The sequence below is a fragment of the Enterovibrio qingdaonensis genome (genome assembly GCF_028683135.1).
Classification (GTDB): domain Bacteria; phylum Pseudomonadota; class Gammaproteobacteria; order Enterobacterales; family Vibrionaceae; genus Enterovibrio; species Enterovibrio qingdaonensis.
On sequence record NZ_JAJUBB010000001.1, the window covers coordinates 565,861 to 581,348 of the forward strand.

The window sequence follows — 15,488 nt, forward strand, 5'->3', positions numbered from 1 at the left end:
CCGCATTGCGGCCTTTTTATTCCACATCATTCTTTGGTTTCTGAGTTCGATGTTTCATCATCTTCAGGCGTTTTTACCGACGCAACGCCATGTGCGTTAAACGAAGGCAGTGGCTCTCCCTTTTTCCCCTCTTTATCTTGAGCAAACACATGCAACGTCTCTGAGTTATCCAACTTATCACCCTCTTCTTTTTTGAAGCGTTGAGCATGAACATGTGGAAGATGTGATGTTAAGGGAGGGGTATCCTCTTCCAATTCCTGTGGAATATCTTGAATCGGCGTTACGCCAAGGGTGTTTGCTGATAACTCAAATGTCACCAGAAATACCGAATTTTTGACGGCAACATGCAACGTAGTTTGATGAAGGCTTAATATCGCTTCAACAATTTTCGTCCCCATACCGAGTGAGCCTGACGTACTGTGTTGATCTATGCTGTTTTGGATTTGAAAGACAATCCGTGTCGAACCTTTACGTTTACCTTCAATTTTAATCTTACTTTGCGCAGGACTATGACGCACAGCGTTCTCGATCAAATTATCAAACACCCGATTTATTAGTTGCTCGTCGGCCATTATCGCAAGCTTAGGATCGGCAATAATCGACATTTCTATCTGTTTTTGGGTCAACGATAAATCGAATCGCTTTTTCACCTCAGTAAGCAACGCCAGCACCCCTATGCCCTGATAGGAAAGTACAACTTTTGCAGACGGTGAGCGCGCCGCTTCTAACTGTTCGTTAAGGCGCTGTTGGAGTCTGAGCGCATTGTGATACGCCGTATCAATCATTCCTTGGCCTTCTTTGTGCTGAATGCGCCACGTTTCGAGATAACCAAGAATATTCGCAAGTGGCGTTTTTAAATCATGACTTAACTGCACCAAGTGTTCTCTTCGCTGCGCTTCCTGTACCCGAAGTTGAATGAACTGTTGTTGAATAATCGCCATCATGCGTCGATATTGCGCCGCTAACTCTTGCAATTCTGCCGCGTTGAACTGAAGAGGAGGGGTGATCCTAAACTCTGATAAAGCGGCGTCTTCTATTTGTTTCACCATCATCTTACCCGGTGAAATAATCTGCCTGTAGACCATGCGATAGACCACTAAGGCAAAAAACAAAATGGCGATCAAGGCACCTGCAACAACGGGTATGTATTGCAAGAGAGACGTCGGGTCGTCTAACGCTATTCGCTGTTGACTGCCAATCACCACATACAGGTAACCTGCAATGTCTTCACCTACGTCGATTTGCGCTGCTGAAAAGACCTTTTTTCTACCGGGCATGAGCGGATCCTCTCCCAAAATTGGAAAAGGTTGCCCTGCTAAGAATTGTTTGATCGGCGTTGTATCGATCTGCGGTTGAAGCACATCGTCAATTGGGGGGCCGGACGTCGTAATATTGCCGTCAGGGTCTAAGAAGTAAATTTCAAAATCAGGTCCCAACAACATCAGCGTATGGAAAATCGAAGACAACGCATTGGGGCTATAGTCATCACCCACCATCAGCGGGTTGTCGTCTCGCATATGTACAGCAAGTTCTCTGTGAAGCGACTGCTGTGTGCGAAGCTCATTTTCTTCCCAAACGCTAACACTCAACAAGGTCAATATCGCTGCACTCACGAGAAACCAAACCGACGTGAACAACAACAATCGATGCTTAAACGCCAAGCGCAACCTCCTCAACCCTTAATGCTTCATCGGGGCAGACTCACGGAACTTATACCCTACTCCCCAAACAGTATGGATGTATTTTGGCACATTGGGTCGGCTCTCCAATTTGCTCCTTAATCGGTTCACGGCACAACAAACGGTATGCCGATAACCATCATAATCGGTGTTCCACACACGGCTCAAAAGCTCATCTTTGCTAAAAACACGGTCAGGGCGCTTTGCAAGGCAACACAACAAGGAAAATTCGGTGGGTGTTAGGTCAATCGAAATGCCGTCTAGCGTGACGCAATGGGTTTCCTGGCAAATTTCCAGATGCTTAAAAATCATTGCCGAGGGTGAATTCACTGGTTCAACAGGATTCACGCTAGGTGTATCAACCGACCATTGATGGTGCGTGATACGACGTAACAAAGCGCGAACTCGGGCCTGAAACTCAATCACGCTAAACGGTTTCGCCAAATAGTCATCAGCCCCTGATTCAAACCCCTCAACCATGTCCGTTTCGGTGTCCATCGCCGTCAAAATAAGAATAGGCAAACCTTTCTGCTGGCGGCGAAGCTGTTGGCATAGCACGACCCCATCACCATCCTCTAACCCTCGGTCTAAAACGATGGCGTCCACCATGCAGCTATTAAGTATTTCAAACCCCTCTTGCAGCGATGCGCCTTTCAAAACATCAAACCCCATGACTTTCAAATGAAGCGCAATAAGATCAGAAATATCCGCATCATCTTCCAACACCAGAACTGTTTGAGACATAGCATCACCACAATAAGAGTCGTTATTGACAGTGTGTAAGAACCTTAGGAGCCCAACCTTCTTTCACCAATCTCGGCTTGAAATGCACAAAGTCCCCTCTTTCTCTCTCATGTAATCAAATTCTTATTTCTCAGACGGATTGAAAAATTTCTTTATAGCTAAAACGTATGAAACTCCTTATATATAGAGCGTTTGGATATATTTAAAAATCAGTCACTTACTGGTAGTCGCCCATTCATCACACCCCAACCATTTACTTAGAACGCGAAGCAATTCAATTTCAAAATGTAACATCAAGAGGGAAATTGTGATGCGGATTTGTTATCATTAATTCTATTGCGCTTAAAACAATCAGACAGTTAAACCACTTTTTGATGTTTTACGTAGTAGAAAGTCACCGAAGAAAATGATTAGACCTGTATTCATTCATCGTGGCTATTTTTAATGAGAGGGAACTTCCATGAAAAAACTTTTAACCACGTCGTTGCTGTTGCTGGCGTCCGCTCCTATGACAAGCTTGGCTTCAGAATGTGGCAAGGTAACAATCGCGGATATGAACTGGAACTCCGCAAGCCTCATCGCTAACGTTGACCGCTTTATCCTCGCAGAAGGCTATAACTGCGATGCTGAATTGGTTCCAGGCGACACGATGCCAACGGGTACATCCATGATCGAAAAGGGTGAGCCTGATGTTGCACCTGAGCTTTGGAGTAATTCACTTAAAGCTGCACTGGATCGTGGTGTAGAAGAAGGTCGCCTTCGTTTCACTGGTGCTGTTCTTTCCGATGGTGGTGAAGAAGGTTTTTGGGTACCTAAGTACTTAGTAGATAAGAAACCCGAACTCGCGACAATTGAAGGCATTGTGGCCAACCGTGAGCTGTTTGAACACCCAGAAGATCCATCTAAGTCAGCATTCTACGGCTGTCCAGCGGGTTGGAACTGTCAAATTTCCTCTGGCAACCTATTTAGCGCAATGGGCTTAGGTGATGCTGGTTTTGAACTGATTGATCCAGGTTCAGGCGCTGGCTTGTCAGGCTCAATTGCCAAAGCCTACGAGCGAGGTGAAGGTTGGTTTGGTTACTACTGGGCACCAACAGCCGTTCTCGGTAAATATGAAATGGTGAAAGTCGATTTTGGCTCGGGTGTTGATGAAGAACACTTCAAAAGCTGTACCACCAGTGCAGAATGTTTGGAGCCTAAAGTGACCATGTATCCACCATCAGCAGTTGATACCGTTATCACTGAAAGCTTTGCAGGCCGCTCTCCAGAAGCCGTGAACTATTTATCTACACGCTCTTTCACTAATGCACAATTAAATAGTTTGCTTGCATGGATGGAAGAGAATCAGGCCGATGGTGAAATCGCCGCACAACACTTCCTTGAGAATCACGAAGATATCTGGGGTCAATGGGTAAGCCCAGAAGTCGCTACTAAAGTGAAAGCTGCGCTGTAACGCCTCTCCCAAAGCGGCGGGTTGTGTTTCTCAGCCCGCCATTTTCAATATAACGATAATTATTTTGTGACCTATCTTAGCTATGTCTTAAATAAGGTTACGTAAGACCCTTAGTACAAGGGTGTATAGTTTTAATAATTAAGGACGCAGAGGACGCAGTACTGTTATGGCTGACAATTCTTGGCTGACCGAATTTCCGGAGATGTCTCGTTCAGATCTCCTGACGATTCGCAAAACACTCGATGGCGCTTATCGTGAGTTTTCACGAAACTATGGTGAAACCATCGAATCATTTTTTGATCCCCTTCTTCAATTTCTCATCTGGTTTGAAAAGCTACTGTTAGGCACCCCTTGGTGGCTAATGATTGCGATTCTTGCAGGGGTCTCATACGTCGCCAGCCGCTCTTGGAAACTTGCTGTTGCCGTCATCTTATCTTTCCTCGCCATTGGCTACTTTGGCATGTGGGAAGACACCATGCGTACCATGAGTATTATCTTGGTATGTACCATGCTCGCTATATTCCTTGGCATACCCATCGGTATTGCAATGGCGAGATCAAACCGAGTCCAATCGACAGTAACGCCAATGCTTGATGTCATGCAAACCATGCCCGCATTCGTCTACCTCATTCCTGTCGTTATGCTGCTTGGTATCGGTAAAATTCCTGGCGTCATCGCGGTGGTAATTTATGCCATTCCGCCCGTCATACGACTTACAAACCTTGGGATACGGCTCGTTGATAAAGAAGTCCTTGAGGCCGCTACTGCTTACGGCGCAAGCCCGATGCAGCGTTTATTTGGTGTTCAGCTACCATTAGCGATGCCAACAATCATGGCGGGCATCAACCAAACCATCATGATGGCTCTGGCGATGGTTGTTATCGCATCGATGATCGGTGTGAAAGGTTTGGGTCAACCTGTTCTCAAATCCATCACCAATCAATACTTCACCTTGGGCCTGATTAATGGACTTGCCATCGTAGCCTTGGCGATCATCTTCGACCGTGTATCACAAAGTTATGCGAAGCGTACACAACAGCATTTGTGCGGAGGCCACAATGAGTAACGCAGAAAACAGCACGCCGCTAATTCAAATCAAGGGTCTTTACAAAATCTTTGGCAACACACCTGCAAAAGTGTTGCCGGACGTAAAAGCGGGGAAGTCTAAGGACGATATTCTCGCAGACACGGGGCACACCGTAGGCCTCCAAGACATCAATCTCGATATCGATCGTGGTGAAATCTTCGTCATTATGGGGTTGTCGGGTTCAGGTAAATCGACGCTAATCCGACACTTCAACCGCTTGATCGAGCCAACTGAAGGCCAGATCATTGTTGAAGGTGAAGATGTCATGAAGTTGGATGACAAAGGCCTTCAGGACTTCCGCCGCCATAAGATGTCGATGGTATTTCAGCGCTTTGGTCTCATGCCGCATCGCACTGTGCTTCAAAACGTCGCATACGGTTTGCACGTTCAAGGCGTAGATAAAGTGGAGCGCGAACAAAAAGCGACTGACTGGTTAGATACGGTTGGTCTTGGCGGTTATGAGAAACAATACCCGTCTCAACTGTCTGGCGGCCAGCAACAACGTGTGGGACTAGCCCGTGCGCTGTGTACGGATGCTGAAATTCTATTGATGGATGAAGCGTTTTCTGCGCTTGACCCATTGATCCGAAGTGAAATGCAAGACCAACTGATTGGACTTCAGGAGAAGCTTCACAAAACCATTATCTTTATCACGCATGACTTGGACGAAGCCCTTCGCTTAGGCGATCGCATTGCCATCTTGCGTGATGGTAAGTTGGTACAGCAAGGGCGTCCAGTCGACATTCTTCTCAACCCTGCTGATGATTATGTCGAAGCATTCGTTAAAGATGTGAACCGCGCGCGTGCACTGACCGTTGATACTGTCATGAAGCCACAAAGCCTGCGCATTAGCGCAGAAACTGTCGGCGAAGCGATTGCTCAAATGCGTCAGGCGAAAGCCCAACACGGTTACTACATGAATGACGATGGCTATCAAGGTGCCTTGTGCCGAGACAAGCTTGAGTCTGTGGAAGCATCTCGCCATGACGATGCCATTGATGACTCCGTGCTAGAAAGTGTACCAGGTATCCAATCTGACGCGCTGCTTGAGCAAGTCATTCCAGACACCTTAGAGCATGAGCTGCCGCTTCCTGTATTGGATGACGCAGGCGAATTGCAAGGTGAATTGTCTAGAGCAAACCTTGCCGAAGTATTGAGTGACCAGTCTGCGGTCAGCAATGACTCCGACTCAACGAAAGGCAAGTCCGACGAAATGAAAGCATCCGCTTAAAATCTTAAGAGCGCTTCGTCAAGAAGCGCTTTTTCTTTCCCATCCGTTACGCCACTCTTCGCTATACTAACGTAAGACTTATCATTCCTGAGACATGCGTGTGTTTGCAACGAATAGCAAAAGCTCCTACGCACATAGTGCCTTTGGCCTAAAGCTGGCAACGATAAACTTGTTTAATTTTATCGAGCCGCCGGGTGCGTATTACGAATTCAGTAATATCTACAGCGAAGACCAATGGCACCAGAAACGTGCATGGCTGAACCGTTATATCGGAAGTTACGAGCCTGATATTATAGCGTTTCAGGAAGTGTTCAGTGCCAATACCTTACGTTCATTATTAGAACCGCTTGGATATCGCTTTTTCTCTGTGGTGGACGAGCCAGAACCTTTAGACGAATACATCTATAAAAGCCCAGTGGTTTGCCTTGCATCACGCTACCCTATTCTAAGCGCGCTGCCTCTAAGGGCCGACCCAGAACTTTCTGTTAAATTAGGCTTAAATGAAGACTTTGAGTACAGCCGCTTGCCGCTGTTCGCGACGTTAGAGCTTCCGTCTATCGGTCAAACTGATGTTTACGTTGTGCACTTGAAATCTAAACGTCCCATCACCGACGAAAAACCAAACCCGGAAAAGAAAACACTCCACGACACGATGAGAGAGGAAATTGCTGGCTCTTGGGCGTCCTCCATCCAGCGCGGTTCAGAGGCATGCCATTTAATGGCGTCAATCATTGAAAGACGCTCCCATACAAACAATCCAGCGATATTGATGGGAGATTTTAATGATGATCTGAATTCAGACGTTTTACGCGCTTTTCATGTAAACAGTCTCCGCACCATCACCGAAGACATGGCAGACATGCCTCTGTCTCACTACCAACTGCATGACAGTTGGGAGCTTTACGTAAAAAGCGTCGGAGAAACCGGTTTGATCAGGCCTTCGACACACTACTTTCACGCCAAGGGCTCTGTGCTTGATTACATTCTTTTATCCAATGAGTTCAACAGCACAGATCCCGCTAGCATCGCAGAAGTCGGGGATTTTCATTGTGAGGATAAACACCTTGTCGACCCCAAGTTTGATCAAGATACCTACTCCAGTGATCATGCGATTATCTGTGTAACCATAACATTGAGACAGTAACGAGCTTCGCTCAATAAGACCTTCTACAAAGCAGTATTGTGAGGTTAATTTCTTATAAACAATAGAACGCGAACGTGGCGATCTATATGGGGAACACCATCATGTATCGTTTATTAAAATGCTGGGAATGCGCAAAACTGCTGCTAATTACCATTTCGCTGATTTTGCCCGGATTTACCTTGGCGCAAACGGTGCCTCAAAGGGAGATAACCGTCATCAGTGAACTCTGGGTTGATGCGACGGAAAAAGACGGCAGCGGACTTTACTTTGAAATCATGCGCCGTGTTTTTGAACCGCTGGGTTACTCGGTGAAGACACAAACCACAACCTACTCGCGCAGCGTCAAACTGGTTCAGTCAAAGAAGATGGACATCTTTTTAGGATCATATATAGACGAACAAGAACGTGTTTTATACCCCAAATGGCATTTCGACGCTGAGCAAGTCGCCGCTGTATACAAACCAAGTGTGATCAATAGCTGGCAAGGAGAGGCAAGTTTAAAAGGGAAAACGGTCGCCTGGATTAAAGGATACGACTATGACGAATACTTGGAAACTGAGCTTAACAAGCGCGAAGTAAAGTCTCGCCGCCAAGGCCTGTCTCTGCTGGCTTCAGATCGCATTGATGCGCTTTTAGATGCCCATGATGAAATATTGGAAGAGCTTGACGAAGATAATCTAGAAAGCAAAAATCTCGCCATTTCGATTGTAAAGGATCTGCGTTTATATCCTGCTTTTTCGGATTCTCCGCGAGGTAATGAGTTGCGTAGAATCTATGACAAGCAATTCGAAAAGCTGCTGAGAACAGGTGAAATAAAACGTCTGTTTGATGAATATGAATGGGAGCGCTTCCCCTTCACGCCATAATAGAGAAAACGCCAGTCTGAACTGGCGTTTTTTACATTCTGAGGCTTAACGGCGTTTGACTAGCGACGGTCAGTAATGTCTTGGTAATCGCCGTCAATGGTTTGACCTTGATGATCGTGTTTCTTACCAAACGGTGTTTGTTCCGCTTGTGAATGTTCCTGCTGATAAATGCCAGCCTGTTCCTCTTGCATTCTACGTATTTTCTTCATCACAAAAGGCTTCGCAATCAAAGCACATAGAGAAACAAACAGTCCAAGTACCGTTGCAAATACAAGCGTGAAGAAGCCTAAAATAAGTGTCATCGCACCGATTAGGATTTGTCTCATGTCGATTCCCCGTGGATTAAAATCGTGTTGGCTTCATTGCGCTATATTTGCTCGTCCCAACTAAAATGCGCCTTCGACACTGCTTTTTCAACCCTGCTTTACAGAATTTTACATTCCAGTTTTAGGCTGCTCTTCCTGATAAGTTAGCGACTGATTGATAAGAGCATTGATTTCATTCACCAAAATCGTCACATTTTGCCAAAGAACGAAGTGCCCTTCATTCGGTAACAACTTGAGCTCAGCCCCATCCAATTTCTGTTTAGCAAAAACAGAATTGCGCGGATCAGCAATGTCATCCTCTTCACCATGAACCAAAACTATCGGCATGTTCAAGGTTTCCCAATTTTGCTCTGAAAGCTTCTCCAACTCCCCTTCCAACACCATCATTTCTTCATTGGAACGATTCATGTCTTCAGGCAGTACCCATTTCGCCACCATGGTATCGGCCAAATAGTTGTACCACTTTGGGTCCTCTAACACAGGGTCAAACGCTGAGGCGATAAGTAGCAACCCGCTCACTTTTTCAGGAACCAATAACGCAACTTGTAATGCAATTGGACCGCCCAACGAGTGTCCGACCAAAAACGTTCGCTTTTCGCTGTTCTCAAGCAGTGGAACAATCGCTTCTGCCTGACGGTGGAGAGAGGTTTCAACGTCTGAGCCCGATTCACCAAACCCCAATCTGTCTACAGACACCAAATCGAGAAGCTGCAACGCATGGTGTTGGAGATAGTCGTCATAGGCTTCTTTACTGCCCGGCGAACCATGAATGAATATCACCCGTATCGGAGAACTACTGTTGCCGCCTTGCTTGATCGGCACTGGCAGTTCGGTAAGGGCTTTAGGTGTTTCTGCGCACGCCGTTTGCAAGCCCAACATGGTGATTAGCAAGATACCTACATTTCTCAATCGCCACATGTCCTTCCCCGTCCCTCCACTTTTTTATCACGCTTCCTGTATTCAGAGACCGTACATCAGCCTAATAAATAACGTTAACCAAGAAGATTTTGATGACATTTGTATTGTTAAGGAGACTTAACATACTGAATTGGTTTTGAGACAACACATACACTCTGCAGAGTTGTAGCCTATATGCATGTCAGTAAGAGGATGTATGGCATGACAACCCAACGCAACACCAAAGTATTGTTCCTGTTGAGCGTCGTTGTATTAGTGGGATGCTCACAAACGCGCCACGATGCTCTCGCGGATCTCGGCTTCGCCACTCCCTATTTGGAAGGCTATGACGACGGCTGCCACAGCAAAGTCACCTCAGCACAAACTCACCGAGATGGCTTTCGTCAAGACAGGGAACGCATGTTCAAAGACATACGCTATGCCAATGGATGGGCTGATGGGTTTGAGCAATGCTATGCCGCAAACAAACGTTTTTATTAAAAACCTGCCATTTGGCCGGTTATACCCAAACAACTTGAAGATGCTTGAATTCAGGTTGATTGGGTATAACGTCAACGCCGTCACAGCGTTCGTTAGCTTTTGTCGTCACTCAAAAGCATCACTCGCTTAGATAGCTCTGTCCCATCTTCAAACGTTGCCGACAAACGGCCGCTGCGTGTACTTACACTGTCTGTGGGAATGAATACCACTCCGTTTTCAGGTGTTGTATAACTCCCCTGTTCGTTCGCAAGAGACAGCTTAACACCCTCAACGGGTGTACCTAACTGTGACACACTCACCCAAAAGCCTTGTTCTACAGAAGTAATATTCAATTCAATATTGGACTCGACTGAAACTGCAAAAGATGGCGCACAAAAGACAGTTGCAATCAACGTGGACATAAAATTTTTCACAGTGCTTCTCCTTATTAGAATTGAAGCAAAGCAATAAGCTTTCACTACTTTTTAAGCGTAGGCGCGAATATAGATTCCTCCAAACGACGCGAATACTTCTTCAGCTATAACCACATAAAAAAACATGCCTTTTTTCTTAATTAACAGTGCGATATACCGTTAATTGTGACCTTTATCGTACCCGAATCATGAATTGAAATATTTTTGCAACATTAATCGCGAACAAAATCAATATTGACCTATATTAAAGACAATCAGTGTATGTAAAAACCAACAATTTCATTTTCCGTCGACCTATAACATTGACATCAGGAGCGTCCATGCACCACTTCTTGCCCAAAACCATTAAGGCACAGCTAGCCAGTGTTGCTGTTCTCATTCTTTTCTCTGTCGTTGTTTTTGCCGCCACGTTTCACACCTCATTTTCGCAGTTGAATAAACTCGATACGGCGTCGATGGACATATTGAAAAGCCAAACTTCCGTGTTAATGCTTCGTCGCCATGAAAAAGACTTTATGGCGAGAAACGACACCAAATATAAAGGGAAATTTGAACAGGAATTCTCTGCACTGACCAACAGACTATCGTCGGCTAGTGCAATATTGAATTCGCTTCAAATGGAGAAAAAATCTGATGTCCAAGCAATGCTTGATAAATTAAATAAGTATAAATATGACTTTGATGCCTTAATCGAACAACGTCTTACTGTTGGCGTATCACATGACAAAGGTCTGCAAGGGGCTGCAAGAGATGCTTCACATCGCATTGAAAAAGAAATACAGCGCATCGAAGATGACGGTATTTACAAACAATTGTTGATGCTAAGAAGGCATGAAAAAGACTTTTTGCTGCGTTCAGACGAAAAATACATCAACGCATTTAATGCGCAATTGGCAGGGGTAGAATCTTCCATTGCTAGCAGCGATATGCCCGCGAGTAATCGCCTCATTATGGAATCCGCATTAAAAGATTACCAATTAGCATTCAATGCGTTAGCTCAAGGCCTATCCGATATTGGTCTAACACCTCAAGATGGTCTTCACGGAAGCTTGCGGGCATCCGTGCGCGAAACCGAAGCGCAGATGAAAACATTGAGTCAAGATCTTGTGGCATCGATAAAAGCACGAGAATCCAGCGTCACGACACAGCTGATTTTGGTTGGAGCCATCTTAGCCACAATCCTCTGTTTTACTATCCTGCTGATTTCACACCACGTGACAAAAAAAGTCTCGACTGCCAATCAGTTAATGCACAAAATCGCCAGTGGCAACACGTCTCTTGATGTCCGCATGAATTTGCCCGGTAACGATGAGCTTTCTCAGCTCGCACTTCATTTCAACACCTTCATCAGTAACCTACAGTCCACAATGGAGAAAATCGGCAGCATCTCTAGTGAACTAACAAGTAATGCGCACCACAGTTATTCATTGGCACAAAAAACTGCTGAAAATGCAGAGAAGCAACGTGCCGAATCAGAATCAGTTGCAACAGCAATGAATGAAATGACAGCAACGAGTAAAGACATTGCACAAAGCGTTGCACAGGCTGCCAGTGTTGCTAACGAACTGCAGCAATCTGCACAAACAGGACGAAACGTAAACACTGAAACATCCACCCAAGCAAACGAACTCTCCGAAAGCATGCAATCGGCCAGTCAAAACATGCAGCAGTTAAATAGTGACAGTGAGGAGATCGGCTCCGTCATTGATGTTATTCGCTCCATTACCGAGCAAACAAACTTACTCGCACTCAATGCAGCAATAGAAGCGGCGCGAGCAGGCGATCAAGGCCGAGGGTTTGCTGTTGTTGCAGATCAAGTGCGCGAACTCGCCATGAAAACACACCAATCTACCGATGAAATTACCAATATTATTGAACAGCTCCAGCAAGGGATTAAGCGGAGTGTTGAGGTCATGACGCAAAGCAGCGAGATGGCCTCTCGCAGCGTAAATCAAGCCCTCGAAGGCGCATCAGTCATAGTGCGCATGGTCGATCAAATCGAAAACATTGCAGGGCAAAACATGCAGATTGCCACCGCATCTGAAGAACAAACTGTTGTGACAGAAAGTGTGGATAGAAACATCATTGTTATCGCCGATTTGGCTGGAGAAACCGCCGATGCGGCGAGAAACTCACATCAGTCTGCCAATACCATCGAAGCTCTCTCTAAAGAATTAGATGCATTGGTCAAAACATTTGCGGGTAACAATACCTCGAGCAAAGCAGGTGCAAGCGGCCTTAGCAACTTCGCGGCTCAACAGGCTACGCCTCAGGCATTGTAATAATCTGACAGCGCAAACCTATCAGATGGGGTGTCCCTACGCCCCATCGCTCCAAGCTCCAAGCTCCAAGCTCCAAGCTCCAAGCAAAATTGTCTCTTTCTGCAAACCCTTACACCTACCGCTATAGTAATAACAGCAGCTGATTAAATTGGAATAAGTATGAAATCGCCCTTGTTTCCGCCCAATGAAGAGATAAGACTAAAAGCGTTAAAACACTTAAATATCCTCGATACCAGTGAAGAAGAGCGTTTTGACCGTCTCACGCGTTTGGCTCGGCAAATGTTTGCGACTAAATTCGCACTCATCAGCTTTATTGACAAAAATCGCCAGTGGGTAAAATCATCCTCAGGTGATAATTGGGCAGAAAACATCCCCAGGGACTTATCTTTTTGCGGACACACGATACTCAACGACAGCCCATTGATCGTCGCAAATGCAGATAAAGATCCGCGATTTTTTGACAACCCTTATGTCACAGGCTTACCCAACATTAAGTTCTATGCTGGTTATCCGCTGCATCATGCTAATGGGTCTGTATTGGGCACGCTTAGCCTGATTGATGATCAACCGCGTACCTTTGACGACGACGACATTAGCAGCTTAAAAGATATTGCGGATTTAGCAGAACGAGAACTCATGGCAATGCAGTTCACCACACAGGACCAACTTACAGGCCTGCTAAACGAACAAGGGTTTTGGGTGTTGTCTCAAAACAGCCTGAATATGTGTGAGAGATTAAATGCACCCGCAACAATCGCCTACTTTGACGTCCGTGGCCTAAAAAGCATTAACCAGTTGTATGGATTAAAAGAAGGGGACAATGCACTGATTTTCTTTGCTGAGTTGCTTAGGTTTGGATTTAGAGAATCTGACGTAATAGCCCGTCTTGATTGTGATCGGTTTGCAGTCTTACTCAACAACACACCCATCTCGAACACACAAGAGATCTTAAAACGATTTAAAGAAAGAGTCGAAAGGTACTCTTCGGAAAAACGCCTTCCCTATATGCTCAATTACCATGTTGGGGTGTCGGGCGTTGAATTAGACGGAGATTATGACTACCACTCTCTACTGAACCTGGCTAAATCCCTTGCGTCCCAATCGAAAAATTAGCGTTTTAAATAGCGAAAGGACGCAATGATTTTGCACACTACGCGCTTTCTCGCATCAGTGCATGACTGACGAGAAGAGGTTGATCACCACGACGCCAGCAACAATTAGCGACATGCCCAAAATCGCAGGGATATCCAACTGCTGCCCGTGCCATAGCCATGCAACCAGAGAAACAAGCACAATACCCGCCGCACTCCATATCGCGTATGCGATACCAAGAGGCATTTGTCTCACCGTTATAGACAGTAAATAGAAAGAGATTGCATAACAGCCGAGAACGGTCGTTGTCGCGAGTGGATTGGTGAATGAATTTGTTTTTGGCATTGTCGACGTCGCGATAATTTCGAACAAAATAGCAACTGACAACGTAACGAACGGTGGCAATGTGTAGAGCAATTTAAACATCTCACGCACTCCTACATAGAGAAATGGTGCATCCAATCCACGAAACCGCCTAGTCAAATCCCGAACGGCGGTATAAACGACAGAGCCCTACTAATAAGCAGGGCTCAACGTTGGAAAACTGAATTAAACGCGGTTTGCTGCGTATTCGTTCAGTTCTGCAACTGCCACTGATGTGATGAATTCGTCGTCCAGGTAAAAGTTAACCATCTCGCCGTCTTTCTCACCACGAAGAGTTTGCACTTTACCATCAGCGTAAGCAACTGACATTTCCAGTGATTTGTCATTCAGTTGTTTAACATCAGCTGAAGAAATCTTAATTGGAGCAGTAGTCAGATCGCTGTTCAGGTTCTGGTTGATCTTGATAACAGCGTTCATTGGCGTATCTGCCAGTGCTGGAGATTTACCAGAGATTGGGTTAGTACCGGTCCAGAATTCAATGGTGTTGAAAATGAACAGGTCAGCAGTCGCTGCAACACCATAAACTGGAGACATTAGAACGTACAGACCTGCACGTGCGTAACGGTTGTCTACAGCAGACAGGTTAAGTTTCATCACGGCACCAGAAGTTGCCATTTGACCAATACAGCCAGTCAGAGACACAGTCAGGACAGCAGCTGCAACAGCTTTGATCGCAAATTTTTTCATCGTTTTTCACACTGTGAACATAAAAAAGTCGACGAAGTATACATTGAAAATCAAAACTTAAAAGAGGGAGAAATATGCAGTGAAATGTAATTGAGTAACACGTGAGCAACAGCACCACGCAGGCTCTTTGCCTACGAGGTTACATCAAGGTTAACGAGGCAACACAGCGCACTGAATTCATTAAATTTTATTGGATACACATTGATGGAGAAAATAGACACCACTAAAATAATCACAAAATCTGATTGCTGAATTAATGAGCATTCAATTTTATTCGTCTTCAATGCATTCTTATCTCGCTTGAGCTATTGTCTCAACACACCTACAATCGCCAACCCCAGAACTATTGGTGTTTCTTATGAACAGAAAGAAAAAGATCATTTCAACGCTGAAGAAAAAAGAAAAGAAGAAAAACGCGAAGCTTAACCCAAGCAATAAGCCACGTTACATCTCTAAAGCAGAACGTGCGAAAATGGCTGAGCAAGAAAATGTCGACGTGCAAGAGACCGTAAGCACAGACGTTGAAGTGAGCGAGCAAGACACATCGGCTCAACAGTAAGCAAACGTTTTATAGCGTAAACGAATTGACAGCATTGGTGGTGCTAACCTGCCCTTCGCGCACAACTGTGCAACGGCACCGCCAAGGTTGGTTTCTCCACTACCGCCTCCAATAGCTATCGCCGTTTTATTCCCACGAACACT

At 45.4% G+C, this 15,488-nt stretch carries 16 protein-coding genes; 9 read left to right on the forward strand and 7 right to left on the reverse strand.

Features of this window, described 5'->3' with window-relative positions; translation table 11 throughout:
- Positions 1–26: 26 nt before the first annotated feature.
- Positions 27–1,661 (reverse strand): sensor histidine kinase, encoded by a 1,635-nt coding sequence (locus tag LRP49_RS02480; RefSeq protein ID WP_274139961.1) that lies wholly within the window; start codon positions 1,659–1,661, stop codon positions 27–29.
- An 18-nt stretch (positions 1,662–1,679) separates the two neighbouring features.
- The gene (locus LRP49_RS02485; RefSeq protein WP_274139962.1) at positions 1,680–2,423 is read right to left on the reverse strand and encodes a response regulator transcription factor; all 744 of its coding nucleotides are present in this window, start codon (positions 2,421–2,423) and stop codon (positions 1,680–1,682) included.
- Positions 2,424–2,883: 460 nt separating this feature from the next.
- On the opposite strand from LRP49_RS02485, the gene LRP49_RS02490 reads away from it, so the two are divergent.
- The 5 genes from LRP49_RS02490 (at position 2,884) to LRP49_RS02510 (ending at position 8,204) form a co-directional block, all read left to right on the forward strand.
- The gene (locus tag LRP49_RS02490; RefSeq protein WP_274139963.1) at positions 2,884–3,876 is read left to right on the forward strand and encodes an ABC transporter substrate-binding protein; all 993 of its coding nucleotides are present in this window, start codon (positions 2,884–2,886) and stop codon (positions 3,874–3,876) included.
- Positions 3,877–4,042: 166 nt separating this feature from the next.
- Positions 4,043–4,942 carry an ABC transporter permease gene (locus LRP49_RS02495; RefSeq protein ID WP_274139964.1) on the forward strand — a complete coding sequence of 300 codons (900 nt, stop codon included), beginning with the start codon at positions 4,043–4,045 and terminating at the stop codon, positions 4,940–4,942.
- Positions 4,935–6,194: a quaternary amine ABC transporter ATP-binding protein gene (locus tag LRP49_RS02500; protein ID WP_274139966.1), complete on the forward strand. Its 1,260-nt coding sequence runs from the start codon at positions 4,935–4,937 to the stop codon at positions 6,192–6,194. The genes LRP49_RS02495 and LRP49_RS02500 overlap by 8 nt, the downstream gene beginning before the upstream one ends.
- A 100-nt stretch (positions 6,195–6,294) precedes the next feature.
- The gene (locus LRP49_RS02505) at positions 6,295–7,338 is read left to right on the forward strand and encodes an endonuclease/exonuclease/phosphatase family protein (protein ID WP_337992935.1); all 1,044 of its coding nucleotides are present in this window, start codon (positions 6,295–6,297) and stop codon (positions 7,336–7,338) included.
- A 179-nt stretch (positions 7,339–7,517) separates the two neighbouring features.
- Positions 7,518–8,204 (forward strand): substrate-binding periplasmic protein, encoded by a 687-nt coding sequence (locus LRP49_RS02510; RefSeq protein WP_274139968.1) that lies wholly within the window; start codon positions 7,518–7,520, stop codon positions 8,202–8,204.
- Between the two features lie 59 nt (positions 8,205–8,263).
- Here LRP49_RS02510 and LRP49_RS02515 read toward each other — a convergent pair whose 3' ends face one another.
- Positions 8,264–8,530, reverse strand: a complete 267-nt coding sequence (locus LRP49_RS02515) for a hypothetical protein (RefSeq protein WP_274139969.1) — start codon at positions 8,528–8,530, stop codon at positions 8,264–8,266.
- A 108-nt stretch (positions 8,531–8,638) separates the two neighbouring features.
- Positions 8,639–9,448, reverse strand: coding sequence for an alpha/beta fold hydrolase (locus LRP49_RS02520; protein WP_274139970.1), 810 nt, complete (start codon positions 9,446–9,448; stop codon positions 8,639–8,641).
- 201 nt (positions 9,449–9,649) lie between these two features.
- Here LRP49_RS02520 and LRP49_RS02525 point away from each other — a divergent pair, with 201 nt between their 5' ends.
- The gene (locus LRP49_RS02525) at positions 9,650–9,928 is read left to right on the forward strand and encodes a hypothetical protein (protein WP_274139971.1); all 279 of its coding nucleotides are present in this window, start codon (positions 9,650–9,652) and stop codon (positions 9,926–9,928) included.
- Between the two features lie 92 nt (positions 9,929–10,020).
- Here LRP49_RS02525 and LRP49_RS02530 read toward each other — a convergent pair whose 3' ends face one another.
- A complete protein-coding gene (locus tag LRP49_RS02530) occupies positions 10,021–10,341 on the reverse strand; it encodes a hypothetical protein (RefSeq protein ID WP_274139972.1) in 321 nt (106 codons plus the stop codon).
- Positions 10,342–10,661: 320 nt separating this feature from the next.
- Between LRP49_RS02530 and LRP49_RS02535 the strand changes: the two genes are divergently transcribed.
- Both LRP49_RS02535 and LRP49_RS02540 read left to right on the forward strand, forming a co-directional pair.
- Positions 10,662–12,623 (forward strand): methyl-accepting chemotaxis protein, encoded by a 1,962-nt coding sequence (locus LRP49_RS02535; RefSeq protein WP_274139973.1) that lies wholly within the window; start codon positions 10,662–10,664, stop codon positions 12,621–12,623.
- A gap of 159 nt (positions 12,624–12,782) precedes the next feature.
- On the forward strand, positions 12,783–13,736 hold the full coding sequence (locus tag LRP49_RS02540) for a sensor domain-containing diguanylate cyclase (protein WP_274139975.1): 954 nt from the start codon (positions 12,783–12,785) through the stop codon (positions 13,734–13,736).
- A 54-nt stretch (positions 13,737–13,790) separates the two neighbouring features.
- Here LRP49_RS02540 and LRP49_RS02545 read toward each other — a convergent pair whose 3' ends face one another.
- Complete coding sequence (locus LRP49_RS02545; protein ID WP_420791517.1) at positions 13,791–14,120, reverse strand: DMT family transporter; 330 nt, start codon at positions 14,118–14,120, stop codon at positions 13,791–13,793.
- A 144-nt stretch (positions 14,121–14,264) separates the two neighbouring features.
- Positions 14,265–14,786 (reverse strand): DUF3332 domain-containing protein, encoded by a 522-nt coding sequence (locus LRP49_RS02550; RefSeq protein ID WP_274139977.1) that lies wholly within the window; start codon positions 14,784–14,786, stop codon positions 14,265–14,267.
- Between the two features lie 358 nt (positions 14,787–15,144).
- On the opposite strand from LRP49_RS02550, the gene LRP49_RS02555 reads away from it, so the two are divergent.
- On the forward strand, positions 15,145–15,345 hold the full coding sequence (locus tag LRP49_RS02555; RefSeq protein WP_274139978.1) for a DUF2986 domain-containing protein: 201 nt from the start codon (positions 15,145–15,147) through the stop codon (positions 15,343–15,345).
- Positions 15,346–15,488 lie beyond the last annotated feature (143 nt).